This window comes from Rhizosphaericola mali (assembly GCF_004337365.2).
GTDB lineage: Bacteria > Bacteroidota > Bacteroidia > Chitinophagales > Chitinophagaceae > Rhizosphaericola > Rhizosphaericola mali.
This window is the reverse complement of sequence record NZ_CP044016.1, coordinates 117,744-135,697: the sequence shown is the minus strand read 5'-3', so window position 1 is coordinate 135,697 and position 17,954 is coordinate 117,744. Positions and strand designations below refer to the sequence as shown.

At 34.3% G+C, this 17,954-nt stretch carries 17 protein-coding genes, 3 tRNA genes and 1 other RNA gene; 7 read left to right on the top strand and 14 right to left on the bottom strand.

Going from position 1 to position 17,954, the window contains the following annotated elements; translation table 11 throughout:
- The first annotated feature begins 25 nt into the window (after window positions 1-25).
- Both fabV and E0W69_RS00585 read left to right on the top strand, forming a co-directional pair.
- Window positions 26-1,228 (top strand): enoyl-ACP reductase FabV, encoded by a 1,203-nt coding sequence (gene fabV / locus E0W69_RS00590; protein ID WP_131328097.1) that lies wholly within the window; start codon window positions 26-28, stop codon window positions 1,226-1,228.
- Window positions 1,229-1,364: 136 nt separating this feature from the next.
- On the top strand, window positions 1,365-2,285 hold the full coding sequence (locus E0W69_RS00585) for a hypothetical protein (RefSeq protein WP_131328096.1): 921 nt from the start codon (window positions 1,365-1,367) through the stop codon (window positions 2,283-2,285).
- 38 nt (window positions 2,286-2,323) lie between these two features.
- Here E0W69_RS00585 and E0W69_RS00580 read toward each other — a convergent pair whose 3' ends face one another.
- The 3 genes from E0W69_RS00580 to E0W69_RS00570 form a co-directional block, all read right to left on the bottom strand.
- Complete coding sequence (locus E0W69_RS00580; protein WP_131328095.1) at window positions 2,324-3,040, bottom strand: hypothetical protein; 717 nt, start codon at window positions 3,038-3,040, stop codon at window positions 2,324-2,326.
- Window positions 3,041-3,071: 31 nt separating this feature from the next.
- Complete coding sequence (locus E0W69_RS00575) at window positions 3,072-5,168, bottom strand: putative porin (RefSeq protein WP_150925985.1); 2,097 nt, start codon at window positions 5,166-5,168, stop codon at window positions 3,072-3,074.
- 98 nt (window positions 5,169-5,266) lie between these two features.
- Window positions 5,267-6,235, bottom strand: a complete 969-nt coding sequence (locus E0W69_RS00570; RefSeq protein ID WP_131328093.1) for a hypothetical protein — start codon at window positions 6,233-6,235, stop codon at window positions 5,267-5,269.
- Between the two features lie 70 nt (window positions 6,236-6,305).
- Between E0W69_RS00570 and E0W69_RS00565 the strand changes: the two genes are divergently transcribed.
- From E0W69_RS00565 to E0W69_RS00555, 3 genes are all read left to right on the top strand, one after another.
- Window positions 6,306-6,905, top strand: coding sequence for a thymidine kinase (locus tag E0W69_RS00565; RefSeq protein WP_131328092.1), 600 nt, complete (start codon window positions 6,306-6,308; stop codon window positions 6,903-6,905).
- Window positions 6,906-6,917: 12 nt separating this feature from the next.
- Entirely contained in the window at window positions 6,918-7,571 is a 654-nt protein-coding gene (locus tag E0W69_RS00560) for a heme exporter protein CcmB (protein ID WP_131328091.1), read from the top strand.
- 61 nt (window positions 7,572-7,632) lie between these two features.
- Entirely contained in the window at window positions 7,633-8,079 is a 447-nt protein-coding gene (locus E0W69_RS00555) for a hypothetical protein (protein WP_131328090.1), read from the top strand.
- 36 nt (window positions 8,080-8,115) lie between these two features.
- Here E0W69_RS00555 and E0W69_RS00550 read toward each other — a convergent pair whose 3' ends face one another.
- The 3 genes from E0W69_RS00550 to E0W69_RS00540 all read right to left on the bottom strand — a co-directional run bounded on the left by E0W69_RS00550 (window position 8,116) and on the right by E0W69_RS00540 (window position 10,065).
- Complete coding sequence (locus E0W69_RS00550) at window positions 8,116-8,499, bottom strand: SET domain-containing protein (RefSeq protein ID WP_131328089.1); 384 nt, start codon at window positions 8,497-8,499, stop codon at window positions 8,116-8,118.
- Between the two features lie 111 nt (window positions 8,500-8,610).
- Window positions 8,611-9,135: a Dps family protein gene (locus tag E0W69_RS00545; RefSeq protein ID WP_131328088.1), complete on the bottom strand. Its 525-nt coding sequence runs from the start codon at window positions 9,133-9,135 to the stop codon at window positions 8,611-8,613.
- A 51-nt stretch (window positions 9,136-9,186) separates the two neighbouring features.
- A complete protein-coding gene (locus tag E0W69_RS00540) occupies window positions 9,187-10,065 on the bottom strand; it encodes a transglutaminase family protein (RefSeq protein WP_131328087.1) in 879 nt (292 codons plus the stop codon).
- Between the two features lie 162 nt (window positions 10,066-10,227).
- On the opposite strand from E0W69_RS00540, the gene ssrA reads away from it, so the two are divergent.
- Window positions 10,228-10,604, top strand: a transfer-messenger RNA (tmRNA) gene (gene ssrA / locus E0W69_RS00535).
- 55 nt (window positions 10,605-10,659) lie between these two features.
- Here ssrA and E0W69_RS00530 read toward each other — a convergent pair.
- The 8 genes from E0W69_RS00530 to E0W69_RS00495 all read right to left on the bottom strand — a co-directional run bounded on the left by E0W69_RS00530 (window position 10,660) and on the right by E0W69_RS00495 (window position 16,913).
- On the bottom strand, window positions 10,660-10,899 hold the full coding sequence (locus E0W69_RS00530) for a hypothetical protein (RefSeq protein WP_131328086.1): 240 nt from the start codon (window positions 10,897-10,899) through the stop codon (window positions 10,660-10,662).
- A gap of 316 nt (window positions 10,900-11,215) precedes the next feature.
- Complete coding sequence (locus E0W69_RS00525) at window positions 11,216-11,602, bottom strand: DUF3127 domain-containing protein (RefSeq protein WP_131328085.1); 387 nt, start codon at window positions 11,600-11,602, stop codon at window positions 11,216-11,218.
- Between the two features lie 65 nt (window positions 11,603-11,667).
- Window positions 11,668-15,030, bottom strand: coding sequence for a hypothetical protein (locus tag E0W69_RS00520; RefSeq protein WP_131328084.1), 3,363 nt, complete (start codon window positions 15,028-15,030; stop codon window positions 11,668-11,670).
- Between the two features lie 202 nt (window positions 15,031-15,232).
- A tRNA-Gly gene (locus E0W69_RS00515) sits at window positions 15,233-15,305 on the bottom strand.
- Window positions 15,306-15,325: 20 nt separating this feature from the next.
- Window positions 15,326-15,411: transfer RNA gene (locus E0W69_RS00510), tRNA-Leu, on the bottom strand.
- 27 nt (window positions 15,412-15,438) lie between these two features.
- Window positions 15,439-15,511 (bottom strand) — tRNA-Gly (locus E0W69_RS00505).
- 97 nt (window positions 15,512-15,608) lie between these two features.
- Window positions 15,609-15,827: a hypothetical protein gene (locus tag E0W69_RS00500; protein ID WP_131328083.1), complete on the bottom strand. Its 219-nt coding sequence runs from the start codon at window positions 15,825-15,827 to the stop codon at window positions 15,609-15,611.
- Between the two features lie 51 nt (window positions 15,828-15,878).
- Window positions 15,879-16,913: a glycosyltransferase family 2 protein gene (locus tag E0W69_RS00495; RefSeq protein ID WP_131328082.1), complete on the bottom strand. Its 1,035-nt coding sequence runs from the start codon at window positions 16,911-16,913 to the stop codon at window positions 15,879-15,881.
- Between the two features lie 125 nt (window positions 16,914-17,038).
- On the opposite strand from E0W69_RS00495, the gene sucD reads away from it, so the two are divergent.
- Window positions 17,039-17,914: a succinate--CoA ligase subunit alpha gene (sucD, locus tag E0W69_RS00490; protein ID WP_131328081.1), complete on the top strand. Its 876-nt coding sequence runs from the start codon at window positions 17,039-17,041 to the stop codon at window positions 17,912-17,914.
- Window positions 17,915-17,954: the final 40 nt, after the last annotated feature.

Sequence of the window (17,954 nt, the reverse complement as noted above, 5' to 3'; positions counted from 1 at the left end):
ATAATAAATTCTTAGATAAAAGATTATGATCATACAACCTAGGACAAGAGGATTTATTTGCCTTACTTGTCATCCTGTCGGCACAGCCAACAATGTAAAAAAGCAAATTCAATATGTTCAGTCTCAAGGCGCTATTGAAAATGGGCCAAAAAAAGTATTAGTAATCGGGGCGTCCACAGGTTTTGGATTATCCTCTAGGATAGCTGCAGCTTATGGCTCTGGAGCTGCAACAATTGGTGTATTTCATGGTAAAGCACCGTCCAAAGGTAAAACGGCAAATGCAGGTTGGTATAATACCGCTGCATTTGAAAATGATGCCGCAAAAGATGGTTTGTATGCCAAAAGTGTTCATGGGGATGCATTTTCCATGGAGGTTAAAGAAGCAGCAGCAGCATTAATCAAAAAAGATTTGGGTACAGTGGATTTGATCGTCTATTCTTTGGCTGCGCCTAAGAGATTAGATCCAATTTCCGGAACGAATTTCTCTTCTGTATTGAAACCAATTGGTGCGCCATTTAGCAATAAAACGGTTGATTTTCATGCAGGTACCGTTTCTAACATAACCATCCAACCAGTAGAAAAACAAGAAGAAATCGACAACACCATCAAAGTTATGGGTGGAGAGGATTGGAAATTGTGGATCGAAGTTTTGGAAAAAGCAGGCGTTTTAGGTGAAAACGTAAAAACAGTAGCATATTCCTACATCGGACCAGAATTGACTTTTCCTATATATAAAAATGGAACTATCGGTCAAGCCAAAATTGATTTGGAAAAAACAGTTCCTACTTTGAACGATTTGATGAAAGATGTTCATGGCGCCGCTTATGTTTCTGTAAATAAAGCATTGGTTACACAATCTAGTTCGGCTATTCCTGTCGTGCCTTTGTATATTTCTCTATTGTATAAAATCATGAAAGAAAAAGGCATTCACGAAGGAACCATTGAACAAGCATATCGTCTTTTCAAAGAAAGATTATATACCGCAGATGGTGCTGTTCCTGTGGATGAAGCCGGAAGAATTCGTATTGATGATTGGGAAATGCGTGATGATGTACAAGCAGAAGTTTCCAAATTGTGGGACATTGCAACATCTGAAAATCTTGCAGAGATCAGTGATATCGAAGGTTATAGAAATGAATTTTTCGAATTATTTGGATTTAATGACCCAACAATTGATTATGACGTTGAGGTTGACGAGATCGTGCCAATTGCGAGTTTGGAAAAATAATTTTTCGGATAAATAATTCAAAAACGCCAATAAGCTATTTGCTTATTGGCGTTTTTGATTGCAATTGATTGTATTCAAGCAAATAAAGATTCTTAGCTTTATTCATTTATCTTCATAGTTCAAACAATATATAGAGATGCAATTGAAATATTTATTAGCAATAGGACTTTTACATTTAACCCCAAAAGCATGTGCACAACAAGATACATCTAAAACTTCAATTCCATATTATAGTCCAGGAGGAACTTATAGCGATTGGTTTTTCCCAAAAGAGGATATTGAAAGTTTGGAATGGACATTTGTACCAGTTGCCGATCCTAGCCCTAGTTTGAAAAAGGAAGGATTACTTCATTATTATGCCTATAATTTTGGAGTTGAGAATGCGACTTCCGCGAGGGGTAATGGTTACGCAGGCTTACAAACCAATGGAATTTTTAAAAATAAGCAAAAAGGTAAAGTGATTAATTTTTCTATTTGGGGGTCCAATGGTGGCAAAACATCTGGCTGGTTAAATGATGAAAATCAAGAAAGTAGTGGTTTTCAAATTATGTATCCTTTTCCTTGGATTGTACAACATCAATATGCTTTTGAATTAAAACAAGGACCTAGTGGAATTGATTCTTTAGGAAAATGGTGGGGTCTATGGGTAACTGATTTAAATACACATAAAACAATATTTGTAGGTGAACAAAGGGTTGCAAAAGAAATTGAAGGTAAATCTTCTATACATTTAAAACCACATAGTTCGATGTTTGGAGAAGACTTGCATTGGTGGAAGTCTAACAATGGAAATGTAAAATATTCAGATTGCAAAAGTTTTCAATCCTCTGCTTGTGCGGCTGTAAATATCAGTGCAAACAATGGCAAAATTCAACCTATAAAATTCACAAACTTTACTAATTCTGGCAAAATTGTAAATTATGAAAATGGTTTCAAAACAATCAATTGTCAAGTTTCTATATATAACGATTCTACCAATTTCAATGTGCAACACAATCTGGGAAATTGGTCACCTGATGCGCCAAATTACCTTCAGTCTATCAAATCTCTGAAGTAAATGATACTGAATATAAATTATTAGTTGTAATTAACTATTTAAAGCATTTTTTTCCCTTCTAAAAGATTTTTCATTTTACGTTTGAACATAGGAATTATTTTGTTGTAAAATAAATCGTTATACCCCTCAGCCACGGTTGGGTAATTTGGCGGTTGATTCCAATGCAAGACAATCCGAGTCGTATATCTTTCGCCATAAGCACGTAGTCTATTATTATTCAGGTCAATCAATGTTATTCGTAGGAGCATACTATTACGTTTGTCTCCATTTGCAAAAGAATAAATTTTCTCTAGTTCAAAACCATACTCTCCTCTTATTAGAATAATAGAATCCACTCCATATTTTTCCTTCAAACTTCTTAGATCCTTCTGAAAAAAGCTTCTATCCGTCTTACTTTTTTTAAATACAGGAAAAATACTATCGTCCGAAAAATTCTCTTTAATTAAAATAACACTATAGTTATTATCATTTAGAATAGTATCTGCAATCCGACCTAACTCAAGAGTAGGATTGGAAATATTGTTTTTGTAAAAATTAAACAAATCCTCAAATTTCGAATTAATATCAGAAGAATCAACCTTCTTTAAACGACTTCTTTCAGATGGCACATTTAAAATAAGAGGCCCTCGTTCAAAAAAAATCGGTCCATTTATTTCACAATAAACACCTATTTTTTTCTGTTGTGCAGATAAATCAACTGTAACAAAGACCAATAATAAAAATATATTGATCAGTTTAATATGGCTATATTTCATATATGTTAGTTGGTATTTTATAGTTTATTTTCTAGTTAATAAACATCCATTTGAATCCCATTCTGTACCACATGCCTGCGCCAGGATAATTAGGTGCAGAGAAATTGTACTTATTAAATCCAAATCCATTGGTTTTGGAATAGTTCATCGTATTTAAATTATCAATCTGTGCAAAAAATCTAAATCTCTTAATTCGGAAATTCAAATAATAAGATATATCAGGACGATTGCTTATGCGCACACTATCTTGGTAAAAATATTGACCAATAAAGGGAGAGTAATTATCGGCTTTGTAAGGAGAATAATAACGAATTTCAAATCCCGTAGCCAAGAATAAATTAGTAAAGAAATTAGCCTCAAATGCAATTCTATGTCGCATTAAAATCAATGGCAAATTAATGTTAGCATTTCCTGCTTTTTTCTGTACATAAACGTCAGCATACCATTTGAAATATTTGTTCAATTTGGTTGCTTTTTGTGCTCCGATTTGCAAATAGTTAAATATTGAACTACTTTGATTGGCGTTAAAAAATCCATCAAAATATGCATAATTAGTATAAGCAAAATAATTACCTGTTAATCTCAACCCTAATCTTGGCACATCCAAATTGGCAAATACTTTCAATATATTTTCTTTCTTTACATCTGAGACTGCGTTAATTACTGGAAAATTGGAATGCGCTTTATAACTTGCACTATAGCCTGCTGTATCTGCTGTATTAAAGGACAAATTACCATCACTACTTGTTGAATTAAACAAAAAAGATGGTGTTCTATTGACATTTTGCGCACCAATTTGTAATGCTCCGATATTCGCCACTGTTCTTTTCATACTAACATAACCTGAATAATTACCGACATAAGTACCAGTTACATATAATTTACCAACTGCTTCCAGATCCCATTTTTGATTTTTGGAATGATTTCTATATTCCGCTCCTACGTAGGTATTATTAAATACTCGATGAAAGTTATCCCCTAAAGTCCCCTTCAAAGATTGAAATCCTCCATCTAATTTTAAAAATTGACTTTGATTTTTTTTATCAGGGTACGTAATTATGGCGAATTCATTATTTAATTCAGCCCATTTGTCTTGAAAATGAATCGTATCACTTGTCGCTAGATAGCTGTAATAAGTCAAATAATCTGAAGCAACTGGAGCACCGTCAATATATTGATAATTATAAGTAGAATATTTTAAGGAATGTTCCAATCTTAGTCTTGGATAAAATAACCTGGTAACAGACGAATCATTAACAATAGAATCCTTTTGTCCAAAATCAAAGGAATGCCTATAATAAATGGTCTTATCTGAAAATTTATTTCCTGTTGTAATAGTGGTATTGAAAGGATTAGGATTAGAGCTCGAACTACTCGCCAATCTTGTGGTCAAACTAAATAAACTTCCTAATGAATTACTATTCAAATCATTAACATTGGCCAAGCCTCCATTTGCAGAAGCGTTCATATTATTAGCAATATAAATTAGATTAAAGCTATATCGCTTGTTTTTACTTTGTGATGATACGTTAAATCGAATATTGCTATTATTAGTATTTTGGCTCTTATAGACACCGGGATCATTATTTAACCTAAATTCAATAGCATAATTGACATTACTTTTTCGATTTTGCGTATGCAAGGCATCAATCCATTGTTCAGAATTACCTCCAAAAATATATCCCAAACTCGTATAGGGTTTGGTTGTTACAAAATAGCGTGTATTTTCCAAAGTATATCTGTAAATATCCATGGAGTGAAAACCTGCATCCCAGCCAATATGCATAGAAGGATCAAAAAGCAAAGAATGCGCGGGCGTACCTGGATTTCCTAAATCAACGTACGTAAATGGTAAAGACTTAATCTTATTGAAATCATTAATGGATGAGTCCATGTGATGATATCGGGAGGAATCAAAATAACGAAAACTAGTTGTAATCGAATCCTCTGATCCATCTCTGTGCTTTAAAGTAAGACTTGAACTATCTTTTTTATTTGCAATAGGACGACCCTGAGAATCATAGGTCACCTCTCCTAATTGAGAAGTGGATACACTTTGTCCACGGCTTTCCATATGAAATACAAAGCCCACTAAAAGCAATAAGAATAAACTTAGATATTTGAACAATTTAATAGATTACTTTTCAAAAACTGCAAATATAGACGAAAGCCGCTCAATTGTTATTTTTTCTTGGCAGTGGATTAACTTAATATTCTATTAAAAATTTATAGAAATCTTCTTTTCACCAGTTGCATAAAATCTCTGACAGTTGGATCTTTTTCATTCCAGCCCAATTTCACTTTTAATTCTCTTTCTATCCAAAAATTAGCTTCTTGATAAATATTAAATCCATTGATCGTCTTAATACTACGCTCGTAGGTAGATTCATCGCCTCTAAATAATTCATTGATAAACAAATAGCGATCATTGATGCTAATTGATTTTTTCAAATCTTTAATTGGATTCAATTCTTCGGAACTATTTTGTGCAAATGAAGTTCCCTCTTTTTTTTCTGGTTCTACTCCATCTTGATGTAAAAGTGTAGGTACATCATTGGATGTAAATGTTTCCCATAAACTGAAATAATTGCCAGATTCAGGTTCTTTTTCTTCTTTTATAATTTCTTCCTTAGCTGTTGTCACTGAATTTTCCTCAACAATTTCAGGCGTAATTGGCTCTTCTTTAGGAAGTTCGACAACTACACTATCCATTTTTGGCATGGGCGCTTCTTCAATTTCCGATGGAGGTGCGATTACGATTACATCAGGAGTTTCTTCAGCACCTTCTTTTACTTCAGGGGTAATTTGTTTTTCTTCCTCAGCAATAATTTCTGGAGTTTTTTCCACTTCGTTTGCGTCGTCTATTACTGTTTCGTCTAATTTATCCTCAACAATATTTTTCGTATTTTCTGTATCCGAAACAATATTCGAATTCAAAAAATTGATAGCAATTTTTTCCTGTACGGATGGATAAGCATGCGGAAATAGAACTGAAATACGACTCCCGGCAGCTACATTTTCTTTAGAATACAAGGAAGCATTCAGCTCATTTACCAGATTATTCAATTGCTTGGCTACAATCACCGCATCAGATTGAGTTATCTGCTCATCTTTTAAGGATTGTAAAGTATATATAAGATTATTTATTAACGCTTTTGATTGTTCAGTCAAAAAATTTGTGGTTTTTGTTTCCATTAGTTTATAATATTTTTGCGACTTTGGGGCTAAGTTACTAAGGATTTTAAATAAAATAGAAGATTTAACTATGTTTATAGAACCTGAGATTACAGGAGTCAATAGAGGATGGATAGAAGTAATCTGCGGATCTATGTTCAGCGGAAAGACAGAAGAATTGATTAGACGTCTAAAAAGGGTAAAAATAGCCAACCGAAATGTGGAATTATTCAAACCAGAAATAGATACGCGCTATGCGATTAATGACATTGTAAGTCATAATTCTAGTGCGATGGCTGGCACTCCTGTGAATAATTCTCAAAACATTTTATTACTAGCCCAAGATGCCGATGTAATTGGCATCGACGAAGCGCAATTTTTTGATGCAGAAATTGTCCACGTATGCGAAACCCTCGCCAATAGAGGGATGCGCGTAATTGTTGCAGGTTTGGATATGGATTATTTGGGTAAACCATTTGGTCCGATGCCACAATTGTTAGCGGTGGCAGATTATATTACCAAATTACATGCGATCTGCATGAAATGTGGCAATATCGCAAGCCTTTCTTATCGAAAAATTGCCAATGCTGAACAATTGCTTTTAGGCGAATCGGATAAATACGAACCACGCTGTCGCAAATGTTATGCGGAAGGCATGGAAGAGCAAAAAAAATTACTTTCAAATAAATAAATTCAAATCATTTTGGCGCATCCAATTGTCACATTAATCAAAAAAGATTTACTACTTGAGGTCAGACAGCAATATACCTTATATGGCATTTTGCTATACGTGGCATCCACCATATTTGTAGTCTATCTGACGATGGGACAACCTGAGGACACCGTGTGGAATGCTTTATTTTGGGTAATTCAATTATTTATTTGTGTAAATGCAGTTGCGAAAAGTTTTTTGCAAGAAAGCAAAGGTCGAATGTTGTATTTCTATTCCATTGCCGGTGCTAGAGATTTTATCATATCCAAATTACTTTTCAACGTCATGTTGATGGTTGTCATGTCCACATTAAGTTTATTAATTTATGCATTGTGGTTGGGCAATCCTCTATATAATTTCGGACAATATTTAGGAATTACCATATTGGGTGGCATTGGATTGAGTTTGGTATTTACTTTTCTTGCGGCGATCGCAGCAAGAGCACAACAGCAAGCTGCATTGATGGCGATCATGGGCTTCCCGATTATTTTACCCCAATTATTATTGGTTGGGAAAATATCCAAAATTGCATTTTCACCAGCACTATATCAAGGTTTGTGGCAGATGGTAGGTTTGCTAGCTGGTTTGGATTTATTGGTGATTGTATTAGCAATCATTCTATTCCCATTTTTATGGAAAGATTAGAAATCGATTTTAATCGCTTCGATTTAGGTTTTAGTCATTATTTTTGCGCAAATTATTAGCTATGTATACAGGATTATTGCATTTACACAGTACACTCCGTTGGATTATTCTCATTCTACTATTAGTAAATATTATTAGAAATTTTTCCAAAATCAATGAGCCATTTACTTCTCAAGATAAAAAATTGGGTTTATTCTTAATGATTGCGGCGCACTTGACTTTAACTTTGGGTTTGATTCAATGGGCTTGGCATTGGTTGCCAAATATCCCTCAAGGGGTAGATATTATGACCAATGAATATTGGAGATTTTATTTGATAGAACATCCTGTAGGAATGATTATCGCGATTGTATTAATCACAATTGGAAAAGGTGTAGCGAAAAAGAATATTTCAGATCATCAAAAACACAAAAGAGCTGCAACATTATTTTTGATTGCACTCATCATTATATTAGCAACTATTCCATGGCCATTTAGAGGAGCCATCGGTAGATCATTAGTACCTTAATAAAAAAATGGAGACTGAAAATTCAGTCTCCATTTTTTATTTTGCTTCAAACCAAATGGGCGTCTCATCATCAGGATCTGCATTGTAATTAATCGTCACCTCCTCTCCCGCTTTTACATCTTTCACAGTACGAACTCTTATTTCATTTTCTTCAAAATCCATTTCGTACACACAACTCGCATGGTAAGAATGATTGTACATCGACACATAGCCCAATGCTACTGCGGCACCTTTATACTCGTCGCCCCATTCGAATATATAGTTAAATAATTCAGTTTTTTCTACATGCGCCCTTTCCTCAGGTGTCAATTCGATTACGGGAGATACCTCGATAATTGTATCCGCTGGAATATTTTCTGATGTAAATACACCTTTCCCTCCCAATGGAGATGCCGCGATAGTTAAAAATGGTAAAATCATTGCTTACAATTTGCCGCAAATATAGTAGGAATAGGTGGGGATAAATAACATAAAAAAAACGGAAACATTGCTGCTTCCGTTTTCCTCACTTATGAAAAAAATGTTTTCAAATTATTTTTTGCCACCCAAATAGCTTCTTAAGAACCAAGCCCAACGTTCGTGATCCTTCAACAAACCAGTTAAGAAATCAGAGGTACCTGTGTCTTTATATTTTTCATCGATTTCACTAATATCTTCTCTGATCTCACGAGCCAAAGTTTCATGATCTTCTAACAAATTTTGCATTTGTGTTTTTTGATCATTGGTATAATCTCCTTCTAACAATCTTGCTTGTTCCAAAAAATCTTGCATTCTACCTTGCGCATAATGTCCGATTTTGCGTATACGTTCAGCTACTTCGTCGATCGTTTCTGCTAATTCTGTATATAAGGACTCATAGAACTTATGAATTTCCATAAAATTAGGACCTTCAATATTCCAATGATAATTACGCGTTTTTGCATAAAGGACTTCTTCATCAGCTAGTAAGATTTGTAACTTATTTGCTACAATCTGGGCATTTTTGTCACTGATGCCAATATTAATTGGAGCATAATTCAACTCAATTGAATCTAATACATCTGCTTTCTTTGCCATATAATTTTGTTTTTATGTATATATGACAAAAAACGAGCCTAAAAGTTTTCGCTAAATATAATTTTTAACTAGACGTGCTAGATATTCTAACTCGTTCTTGCGATGAAAGTCAGTAGTCGCATTTTGACATTGTGCCAATTCCCCAAATAAGTGCGCGATGATAGCCGTATTACTTAAAATTTTAAATTCTTTTTTTGCATTTAGACAACCAACTTTATCCAAATATTTAATCATATCAGGATAGGAATAAGTATTACCAGAAGCCGCATCGATAAAAAATAAAATCTCTTGATCTTCCAAATTTTCATTTCCCAAAATAGAATAAAAATCAACTCTAAAAAATGCCAATAAATAATGATTTGGAACTTGTACAGCCCGTATAGGCAAATCCAACATACTCGCCAATATCTGAAACAAAATACCGTTAGACAAGGCATTTCCTTTTCTTTTTTCTAATACTTTATTCAACAAAAAGGCATCGTAACCATTATAATTATATTTCAAACCCGTTAATTTGTAGAAATGGTATAAGGTACTATTGAAAATATGCAACTGTTCTAAAGGAGTCAAATAATCATTGAGTTCCAACCAGATCATCCGTCGGATTTTAGCAATAGTGTCTTTGAAATTATCGACCGATAAGTCTGGAAAATGATAACGTGCGGTCAGAATCGTTCCTTCTAATAAAGATTGTTCCTCGCTATGTAACCATGTTGCTACATCTACTTCAAGTGTATTAAATTGTATTTTATGGATAGTATCTTCAATACGAGTTTGCACAAGAGCTTGATCTGTATTTTCCCAAAGAGCTTCTAGATGCGGAATTACAGGAATGCCATAGTCAAATAGACGATTGGTAACGATAGAAAACACTTCATCGTCTGGATCATCCATTAAATGCATTAATGCTTGTATTTCCGCTTCTTTCATATTGATACTTAGTAGCTTAAGCTGTTCCTAACAAAATAAAACTATATCTACTTGAAATTAAAAAAATTTTATTCAACTATGTGCACAACTGTATTAAAATAAGAAAAAATAGTAGATAATTAGAATATTTACTAACTTTGTTCGCTCGATCTTTGATTATATGGGGCTGTACTTGGTTTCGACAGCGTGAGGAGTGGTAGGTATAAGCATGCAGTGCGTTGTATAATTAGCACTCAAATCTGAATATTCAAACTTTAAATGGCAATAACAATTATGCCATGGCTGCTTAATCAGTGATTAATCAGTCATTAGGGCCGCGTTGAGCAGGTTGTTCTGTTACCAAGCTCCGCCGCCGACTCAACAAATAAAACGGGATGCTGTGTTAGTAGGCTGTGCCTGACACAAAAGATTATGCAGCTAAGTGATTAATTGGTTGGTTTCTGTCCTGTTAATTACCGACAAATAATAAGGAACTAAGCATGTAGAAGACTTATGATGACCACGTTTGGACAGGGGTTCGATCCCCCTCAGCTCCACAAAAAAAGCGCAAGTAAATTAAATTTACTTGCGCTTTTTTATTTGAAAACATATCAACTATATTTCTTTCAACTTCATCACCATCGGAGCTTTCGCCATCTCCTTCAAATATTGGCCAAAATCTGCAGGCTGAACCATTCGATCACTTTGTTCAATATAATTTTTAGTACCTAGATCTTTTTTGACTTGTACATTTAACGCTCGCTTAGAAGTACCTTCTGAAGCCAATATCAAGATGCGATATCGCTGTTCATCATCCAAATTGAGTACTATAAATTCAAAAATTACATTTTCCATATTCCCTAAGAGTTTCCCTTCTTATTCAAAAACAGAACCAAAAATATGTTTATTTATCTGAAATATGATTAATTTCTACTTACCTAATTTTTAATTCTAAATCATATGAAAATAAAAATAAAAATCTTTTATATATTTCTTGGCTATGAAAAATACAGCCTATATATTTGTGTAGGTGTTTTTCATAGGTTAGCAACGGCTGGCATTTTTATGCCGGCTTTTTTTATGCGCTAAAGTGAAGAATTTTTATTTAAGCTTATACAAAAAAGCAACTTTTCTTTACGAAAAGTTGCTCATAATAAGGTTGAATTCTCAACTAAAAAGGTAAATCATCAACGCCTTGATCCGCAGGGAAATTATCAGGTGTAAAATTCGCTCCTGCTGCAGGAGTACCTGTATTGCTACCCAATTGCACCGCCTCGATACGCCATGCATCTAAGTTCGTTATATAATTAATCTGTCCATTTTTTTCCCATTTTGTACCTCTCAAATTGAAAGTCACTTTTATTTGAGAACCAATATCGTAACGATCTAACATTTCAGTTCTGTCTTGTACACATTGAAATTTTACATAATTCGTAAACACTCTACCATTCGCGTCTTCTGATATTTCAATTGCAAATTCCCTTGTTTTAAAAGTTGCTGTTCGTTGAACGGTATCATATTTAGCAACTAATTTCCCAATAATTTCAAACGATGCCATAATAAGTTTTTAAGATGGCGAAGATAGGTAAACACACATTAAATTCTCGATAAGAATATCCACAATTAAAGCACTGCACGGATGGTTGCGGTTCCTATATGAACGGTTCTAGATTGTGCAGGCTTGCGACCATCATATTGAAAAGTCAATTCTAAATTTTTCAGCAAACGCTTAGTAAAATTCACATTCCATAATAAATTTTTGCCAGCCAACAACCCACCTAACATTGTATATCCCACGGTACTATTAGCATCTCCATTAAATGAAATTTGATTAAAAGTGAATTTACCAGACAAGCTCATACTTTGAAACGAATTATATTTACTCTCAATAGATACAGCGTTGCTAACAGCTTTTTCACCTCCATATTCTTCCAAATTTTTATTTGTATAAAATTCATACGTACTCAATATTCTAAAGTGACTTCCTGCGGTATAAGTAATAGATGGTGATAAATAAATACGTTTTAAACTATAATTTCGATTAGAATAAGAAGGATTTGATAATTTATTTAAATTTAAATCTTGTCGAAAGGCAATAGTATATATTCTATTAATGTTTAGACGTTCCTTAAATGTCCATTGATTCAATTGATTGCTTTCAGATCCATAAGTTAGCAGGGACTTATCATAATTCAGAATATTGGTCACATCTGCACCCCAAACCGTACTATTTCTATTAAAAGATAACGTGTTACTCCAGATATAGGATAAATCTAACAACGCTGAATCTGAGATTGCCCCCTGCAATGGATTAAATTGAATCCCTCCTTGGCTGATATTTTTTTTATTAGTTTGCAAAGAAGACTGCAAATTAAATCGCCTTGCAAATTTCTTCATACCCTTAGATTTTGCATCAAAAAGTACCGATGGATTTAATAAAAAACTATAGTTTAATTGTGTATAATCCGCCTTTACATAATCACCTGATGGTGTATACAGCCTAATATAATTTGCCTGGTCTTTATACAATGCAATTTCAAATTCATTTAACTGGGCGACTCCATCATTATTATAATCTATCCAAGTATATTGTCCTTGTCCAGCCTGAACTTGAATATAAGAGAATTCTCTTTTTTGCTCTTGTCCTGAACCTATTTCATAAAAAGCATTACCAACTAACAAACCGTTCCATTCGTTGAAATTGTATTCCAATCTACCTAGTAACGTATTTTCAGGCTTTTGAGTAGTCAACAAAGTATCACTTACATGTAGCTGCCGATACGTCATATTTAATTTAAACTGATTGTGCTTATTTGAAAATAACTGACCAGTAAAACTAAGATTATCACTTCGAGTCGAGGTTGTCAAAATACTATTTGTCGGTAACCAATCCTTTCTGGTGTAATAAGACAATGTCCAATTATTCGTTTTAGACATATCCGACTTTATAAATGCAGTTATCGTTTCAAATGCATAACTATTCTGATTAATAGAATCAAAGTCATTAAACGTTACTTTATTTTTTTCTAATAAATACCCTACACCAATGCTATAATTATGAAAATGCCGCAGCATTTTACTAATTTCTAAGGTAGGTCTTAAATAATAACCTTTAGAATCAGGTAAAGTCATATTTGTCAGACTCAACATTTCATTAAATGTCCATCCACTCTCCGTCATTTGAACATGTCGCAAAGTATTTCTAATTCCTTTATAACCATCTCCTCTAGTATAACTTCCTAATTGATATTGTAATTGATTTTTTTTCTCATCATTTGCCAAAACGGAGAAACTTGCAATTCTTTCGCTTGTTGAATCTGCAAGAATTGGCAATCCCCAATCTCTCGAGAACTCTACTGGACGTAAGCGCTCTACAGGCCTAAAATTTGCATTTTCATATTCATAACCCAGATCAGTCTTCACATTATAGTGATGATTATCTGTCGTTAGCTCACTTAAATGCGTATAGTTCAATTTTGTACCAATTCCATTATCATTCCCTTTATCCTTTTCTGAAAATGTATTCACATCATATTTACTTGCACCTAATTGTACTTGTAGTAAATTATTTTTATCTAATTGGTAGGCGATATTAGTAGTGACAATTTGTTGTTTTTTTGGTGTAACTAAAAATTGAGCAGGTACATAATTACCTTGTTTAACACTATTCACAGGCGCCACCCATTGATATACCTTACCATTAGCATCACTACTCACATATACGTAATCTCCATTACCGGTACCAACACTGATAAATGAAGGCGCATATTTTGCCTGCAAAGAATCTGTGGTATAAACAAATACAGAATCGTGGATACCATTTACAATAGTATCTGTCTTTCTATACATAATCAATGTTGCGTCAAATGCTTGCGGTGATACATTTTGATAATATGCTTTATTAATACTATCTCCTAGATCAGCAAGAAATTGTTTTTGATCTGTATCCAAGGTTTGGTTTATGGGAGAATTTTTAGCATCATTGTTAGTATACGCAGCTACATTGACTTTAAGTTTATTACCAAATTGAGTCTCATTACCTACATAAACCATAGAATTAAGATAATTACGATCGGCATATTCAAACTCTACTTGAATACGTTTATCTGAACTAATCATTGTTTTGGAGGTGAATGTTATCTGTGCAGTATTGTAATCAATTACATAATCCTGATCTTGCCCACGTTGTAATTGTACACCATCCATAAATACTTTTTCCGTACCAGCAAGTACAACAAAATATGTTTCATTATTATTACCTGTTAATGGATATGGTCCTTGATTTCCATCAGTGACAGCCAATACATTTCTTGCAAATTTACCCTTAGCAATCGCTCCATTAAAAATAGTGCGACTCTTAATATTCTTACCGACATTGGATTGAAATGCCAATGTAACACCTTGTAGGCGCTTATAAAAGCTTAAAAAATAATTATTATTTTGACGTAAGTCAATATCGCCTAAATCGACCTCCCAGTTTCTCTTTTTAAATTGAATTAAAATTTGATCAAATTCGTTGAGTTGCTGAGTAGTTCCATCTGGCTGTATAGACAGATTATTATCTGTCAATGCCGCAGCCAATTGAATACTATCACCAATATAACCATTCATCTGAAGATTAAATTGTGAATTAAAAACAGCATCTTGACTATTACCAAAACTAATACTTCTACCAAAGCTACCATTGTAATCAATATTTCCAAAGTTGAAAAGGTCTTCACTTTTATCATTTAGTTGGTAGTTGCGTGCAACGCTACGTTGCGATCCGATATTAATATTAATAATACTATCATAACTAAATCGTTGTGTTTTAGTCGTAAATTTATAGGGAAATACGCGAAAAGTAGCCGTTACAGATTCTTTATTAGGAAATGCTTTTTTCCATATCAAAAATGCATTGATGTAATCTAAGGTGTAGTAAGAGGTATCAACACCATCTATATGAAATGATTGTGGCACTACGCTATTCGCATCCAAAAAAACCATTCCTTTAGTTGCAATTTTTTTAATTCTCTTATTCGATTGTGCCTGACTTTCAATGGAAAAAGAAAAACAAAAGCTAAGAAAAAGAAGAAATGCTATGCGCACATTCATATAGCCATTAAAACAAGATTAAAGTCAATTTATTGCATTTACGATAGATATATGCAAAAAAAATCCTGCATAAAATGCAGGACAATGATTTCTGAGCGGAAGACCGGGCTCGAACCGGCCACCCCAACCTTGGCAAGGTTGTGCTCTACCAAATGAGCTACTTCCGCTTGCAATCTTATAAATAATGTGCCCCAGGCGGGACTTGAACCCGCACTGACATTGCTGCCAACAGGATTTTAAGTCCTGCGTGTCTACCAATTTCACCACCAGGGCAATCCAGTAAATAAATAAATATTTCTGAGCGGAAGACCGGGCTCGAACCGGCCACCCCAACCTTGGCAAGGTTGTGCTCTACCAAATGAGCTACTTCCGCAATGATTGCTTATTTTTCTAAAGAACTAATTTATTTCTCTTTCGAGGGCTGCAAAGATAGTAGAATATTTTAATCCACCAAATCTTTTGTAAAAAATTTACTTATACTCAGGAATAAACTTAGAACTGGATTGTACGTCCACATCTGGTTTACCTGCATAACTATGCTTATGCAATTGATAGCAGCATCCTGTTACAAAACAAATAAAAGAAAGTAACCCTACATAAAATAATAAACGAGAGGTTGATACTCTGTTATATCTTAAATCCTGCTCCTTCAGAGCTTCGTATTCTTCGTGCAATTGTTCGTTTGTCATACTTACGTCATTTATCGCTCGGCAAAAATAAGTGCTAGAATTATATTTTCCTTACTTTTTCCTAATTATTTCAGAAAAATATTTCTTACCTCTTGCATAATAAGCCCATACAATTGATTGATTCACAACTCCATCTAGCATTCTCAGCGGAACAGCAGTCAAATTATGCTCTTTTTTTACCGTAAAATACCATCTGTAATACCCAAAATGAGCTTGAATAATCGCCCATACTTCTCGCCATTTGCCAGTCAAAAATAATTTCGCCCCAAAAACACCATCCAAAACAAGACGAGACAAAAGCTTTCCAAACTTTTCCTTCTTATCGAGATTTTTGGATAACATGATCAAGCTATTACGAATATTGAGATATAATTTGCGTGGGTTCGATTTTGGTAAAGTACCTCCGCCTACATGATATACCACGGATTGAGGACAAGAATAAACTTTCCAACCGAGCAATTGCAAGCGCCAACAAAGATCAACTTCCTCTTGATGTGCAAAAAAATAACTATCAAATCCCTTTACGTCCACCCACGCATTTTTCTTTATAAATAATGCCGCACCAGTCGCCCAGAAAATGGGAACAATATCATTATATTGACCACAATCCTCTTCCAAAGTATCAAAAATGCGTCCACGTGCAAATGGATAACCCCATCTATCTATAAAACCACCTGCAGCGCCAGCGTATTCCAACATTTTCTTATCCTCATAATATCGGATTTTGGGTTGACAAGCCCCAATCTGCGGATTTTGTTCCATTAATTCAATAATAGGCATCACCCAATTGTCTGTTACCTCTACATCCGAATTAAGTAAGACAAAATACTCCGCTTCTACATATTGCAACGCCTCATTATAACCACCCGCGAAACCTATATTATTTTTGAGTTCGATCACATTTATTTGCGTAGCGTAATTTGTTTTTACAAAAATGACCGAATCATCAGTTGATGCATTATCTGCGATGACAATATTTAAATTGGGATAATTGGTACCCAAAACGGAAGGGAGAAATTTTTCTAAAAATTTCTTTCCGTTATAATTCAAAATAACAACAGCCACTGAGGGATAATCTTTCAACATTTAAGCAAATATATAAGGTAAATAAAGATTCAATTTGAGTTATATCAAAAATGAGTATTTAATTTTTATATTTCTTTGCTGCTAAAATAATAACATATATTTGTTAGTACATAAAAAACGATTCAATGTCTGTATTAGTAAATGAAAACTCAAAAATCATCGTCCAAGGGTATACGGGAAATGAAGGTACCTTTCATGCCGAACAAATGCTAGAATATGGAACCAAAGTAGTTGGCGGAATTACCCCAGGGAAAGGAGGACAAAAACATCTGGGCAAGCCCGTATTTAATACGGTAAAAGATGCAATAGACCAAACGGACGCTAATGTCTCCATCATATTTGTACCTCCCGCATTTGCTGCAGATGCTATTATGGAAGCCGCAGAAGCAGGAATTGCATTGATCATTTGTATAACAGAAGGTATACCTGTTCAAGATATGGTTAAAGTCAAACAATATCTTTCTGATAAAGATTCTAGATTAATTGGTCCGAATTGCCCAGGAGTTATTACGCCAGAAGAATGCAAGGTCGGAATTATGCCTGGATTCGTATTCAAAAAAGGGAAAATTGGAATAGTCTCCAAATCAGGAACGTTAACTTACGAAGCGGCTGATCAAATAGTAAAAGCTGGTCTAGGAATATCTACTGCTATCGGTATCGGTGGAGATCCATTGATCGGAACGACAACTAAAGAAGCCGTCGAATTATTGGCAAATGATCCTGAAACGGAAGCAATTGTAATGATTGGAGAAATTGGCGGAAATATGGAAGCAACGGCATCCAAATGGATAAAAGATAATACAAAAAAACCTATTATTGGTTTCATTGCTGGACAAACTGCACCTGCGGGTAGACGAATGGGGCATGCGGGCGCTATTGTCGGCGGAGAAGAAGATACCGCAGCCGCAAAGATGCGCATTATGAAAGAATGTGGCATCCATGTGGTTTCTAGCCCCGCAGACATTGGAAAAACCGTCACTTTAGCATTAAATCGTAATTAAAACAAGATCCTATATTAAAAAAGGCTATCCAAAAAATTTG

Excerpts from the sequence above, each read along its gene's own strand:
- fabV (WP_131328097.1), top strand. The coding sequence starts at position 26 with ATGATCATACAACCTAGGACAAGAGGATTTATTTGCCTTACTTGTCAT.
- E0W69_RS00585 (WP_131328096.1), top strand. The coding sequence starts at position 1,365 with ATGCAATTGAAATATTTATTAGCAATAGGACTTTTACATTTAACCCCA.
- E0W69_RS00580 (WP_131328095.1), bottom strand. The coding sequence starts at position 3,040 with ATGAAATATAGCCATATTAAACTGATCAATATATTTTTATTATTGGTC.
- E0W69_RS00570 (WP_131328093.1), bottom strand. The coding sequence starts at position 6,235 with ATGGAAACAAAAACCACAAATTTTTTGACTGAACAATCAAAAGCGTTA.
- E0W69_RS00565 (WP_131328092.1), top strand. The coding sequence starts at position 6,306 with ATGTTTATAGAACCTGAGATTACAGGAGTCAATAGAGGATGGATAGAA.
- E0W69_RS00555 (WP_131328090.1), top strand. The coding sequence starts at position 7,633 with ATGTATACAGGATTATTGCATTTACACAGTACACTCCGTTGGATTATT.
- E0W69_RS00550 (WP_131328089.1), bottom strand. The coding sequence starts at position 8,499 with ATGATTTTACCATTTTTAACTATCGCGGCATCTCCATTGGGAGGGAAA.
- E0W69_RS00545 (WP_131328088.1), bottom strand. The coding sequence starts at position 9,135 with ATGGCAAAGAAAGCAGATGTATTAGATTCAATTGAGTTGAATTATGCT.
- E0W69_RS00540 (WP_131328087.1), bottom strand. The coding sequence starts at position 10,065 with ATGAAAGAAGCGGAAATACAAGCATTAATGCATTTAATGGATGATCCA.
- E0W69_RS00530 (WP_131328086.1), bottom strand. The coding sequence starts at position 10,899 with ATGGAAAATGTAATTTTTGAATTTATAGTACTCAATTTGGATGATGAA.
- E0W69_RS00525 (WP_131328085.1), bottom strand. The coding sequence starts at position 11,602 with ATGGCATCGTTTGAAATTATTGGGAAATTAGTTGCTAAATATGATACC.
- E0W69_RS00520 (WP_131328084.1), bottom strand. The coding sequence starts at position 15,030 with ATGGTTTTTTTGGATGCGAATAGCGTAGTGCCACAATCATTTCATATA.
- E0W69_RS00500 (WP_131328083.1), bottom strand. The coding sequence starts at position 15,827 with ATGACAAACGAACAATTGCACGAAGAATACGAAGCTCTGAAGGAGCAG.
- E0W69_RS00495 (WP_131328082.1), bottom strand. The coding sequence starts at position 16,913 with ATGTTGAAAGATTATCCCTCAGTGGCTGTTGTTATTTTGAATTATAAC.
- sucD (WP_131328081.1), top strand. The coding sequence starts at position 17,039 with ATGTCTGTATTAGTAAATGAAAACTCAAAAATCATCGTCCAAGGGTAT.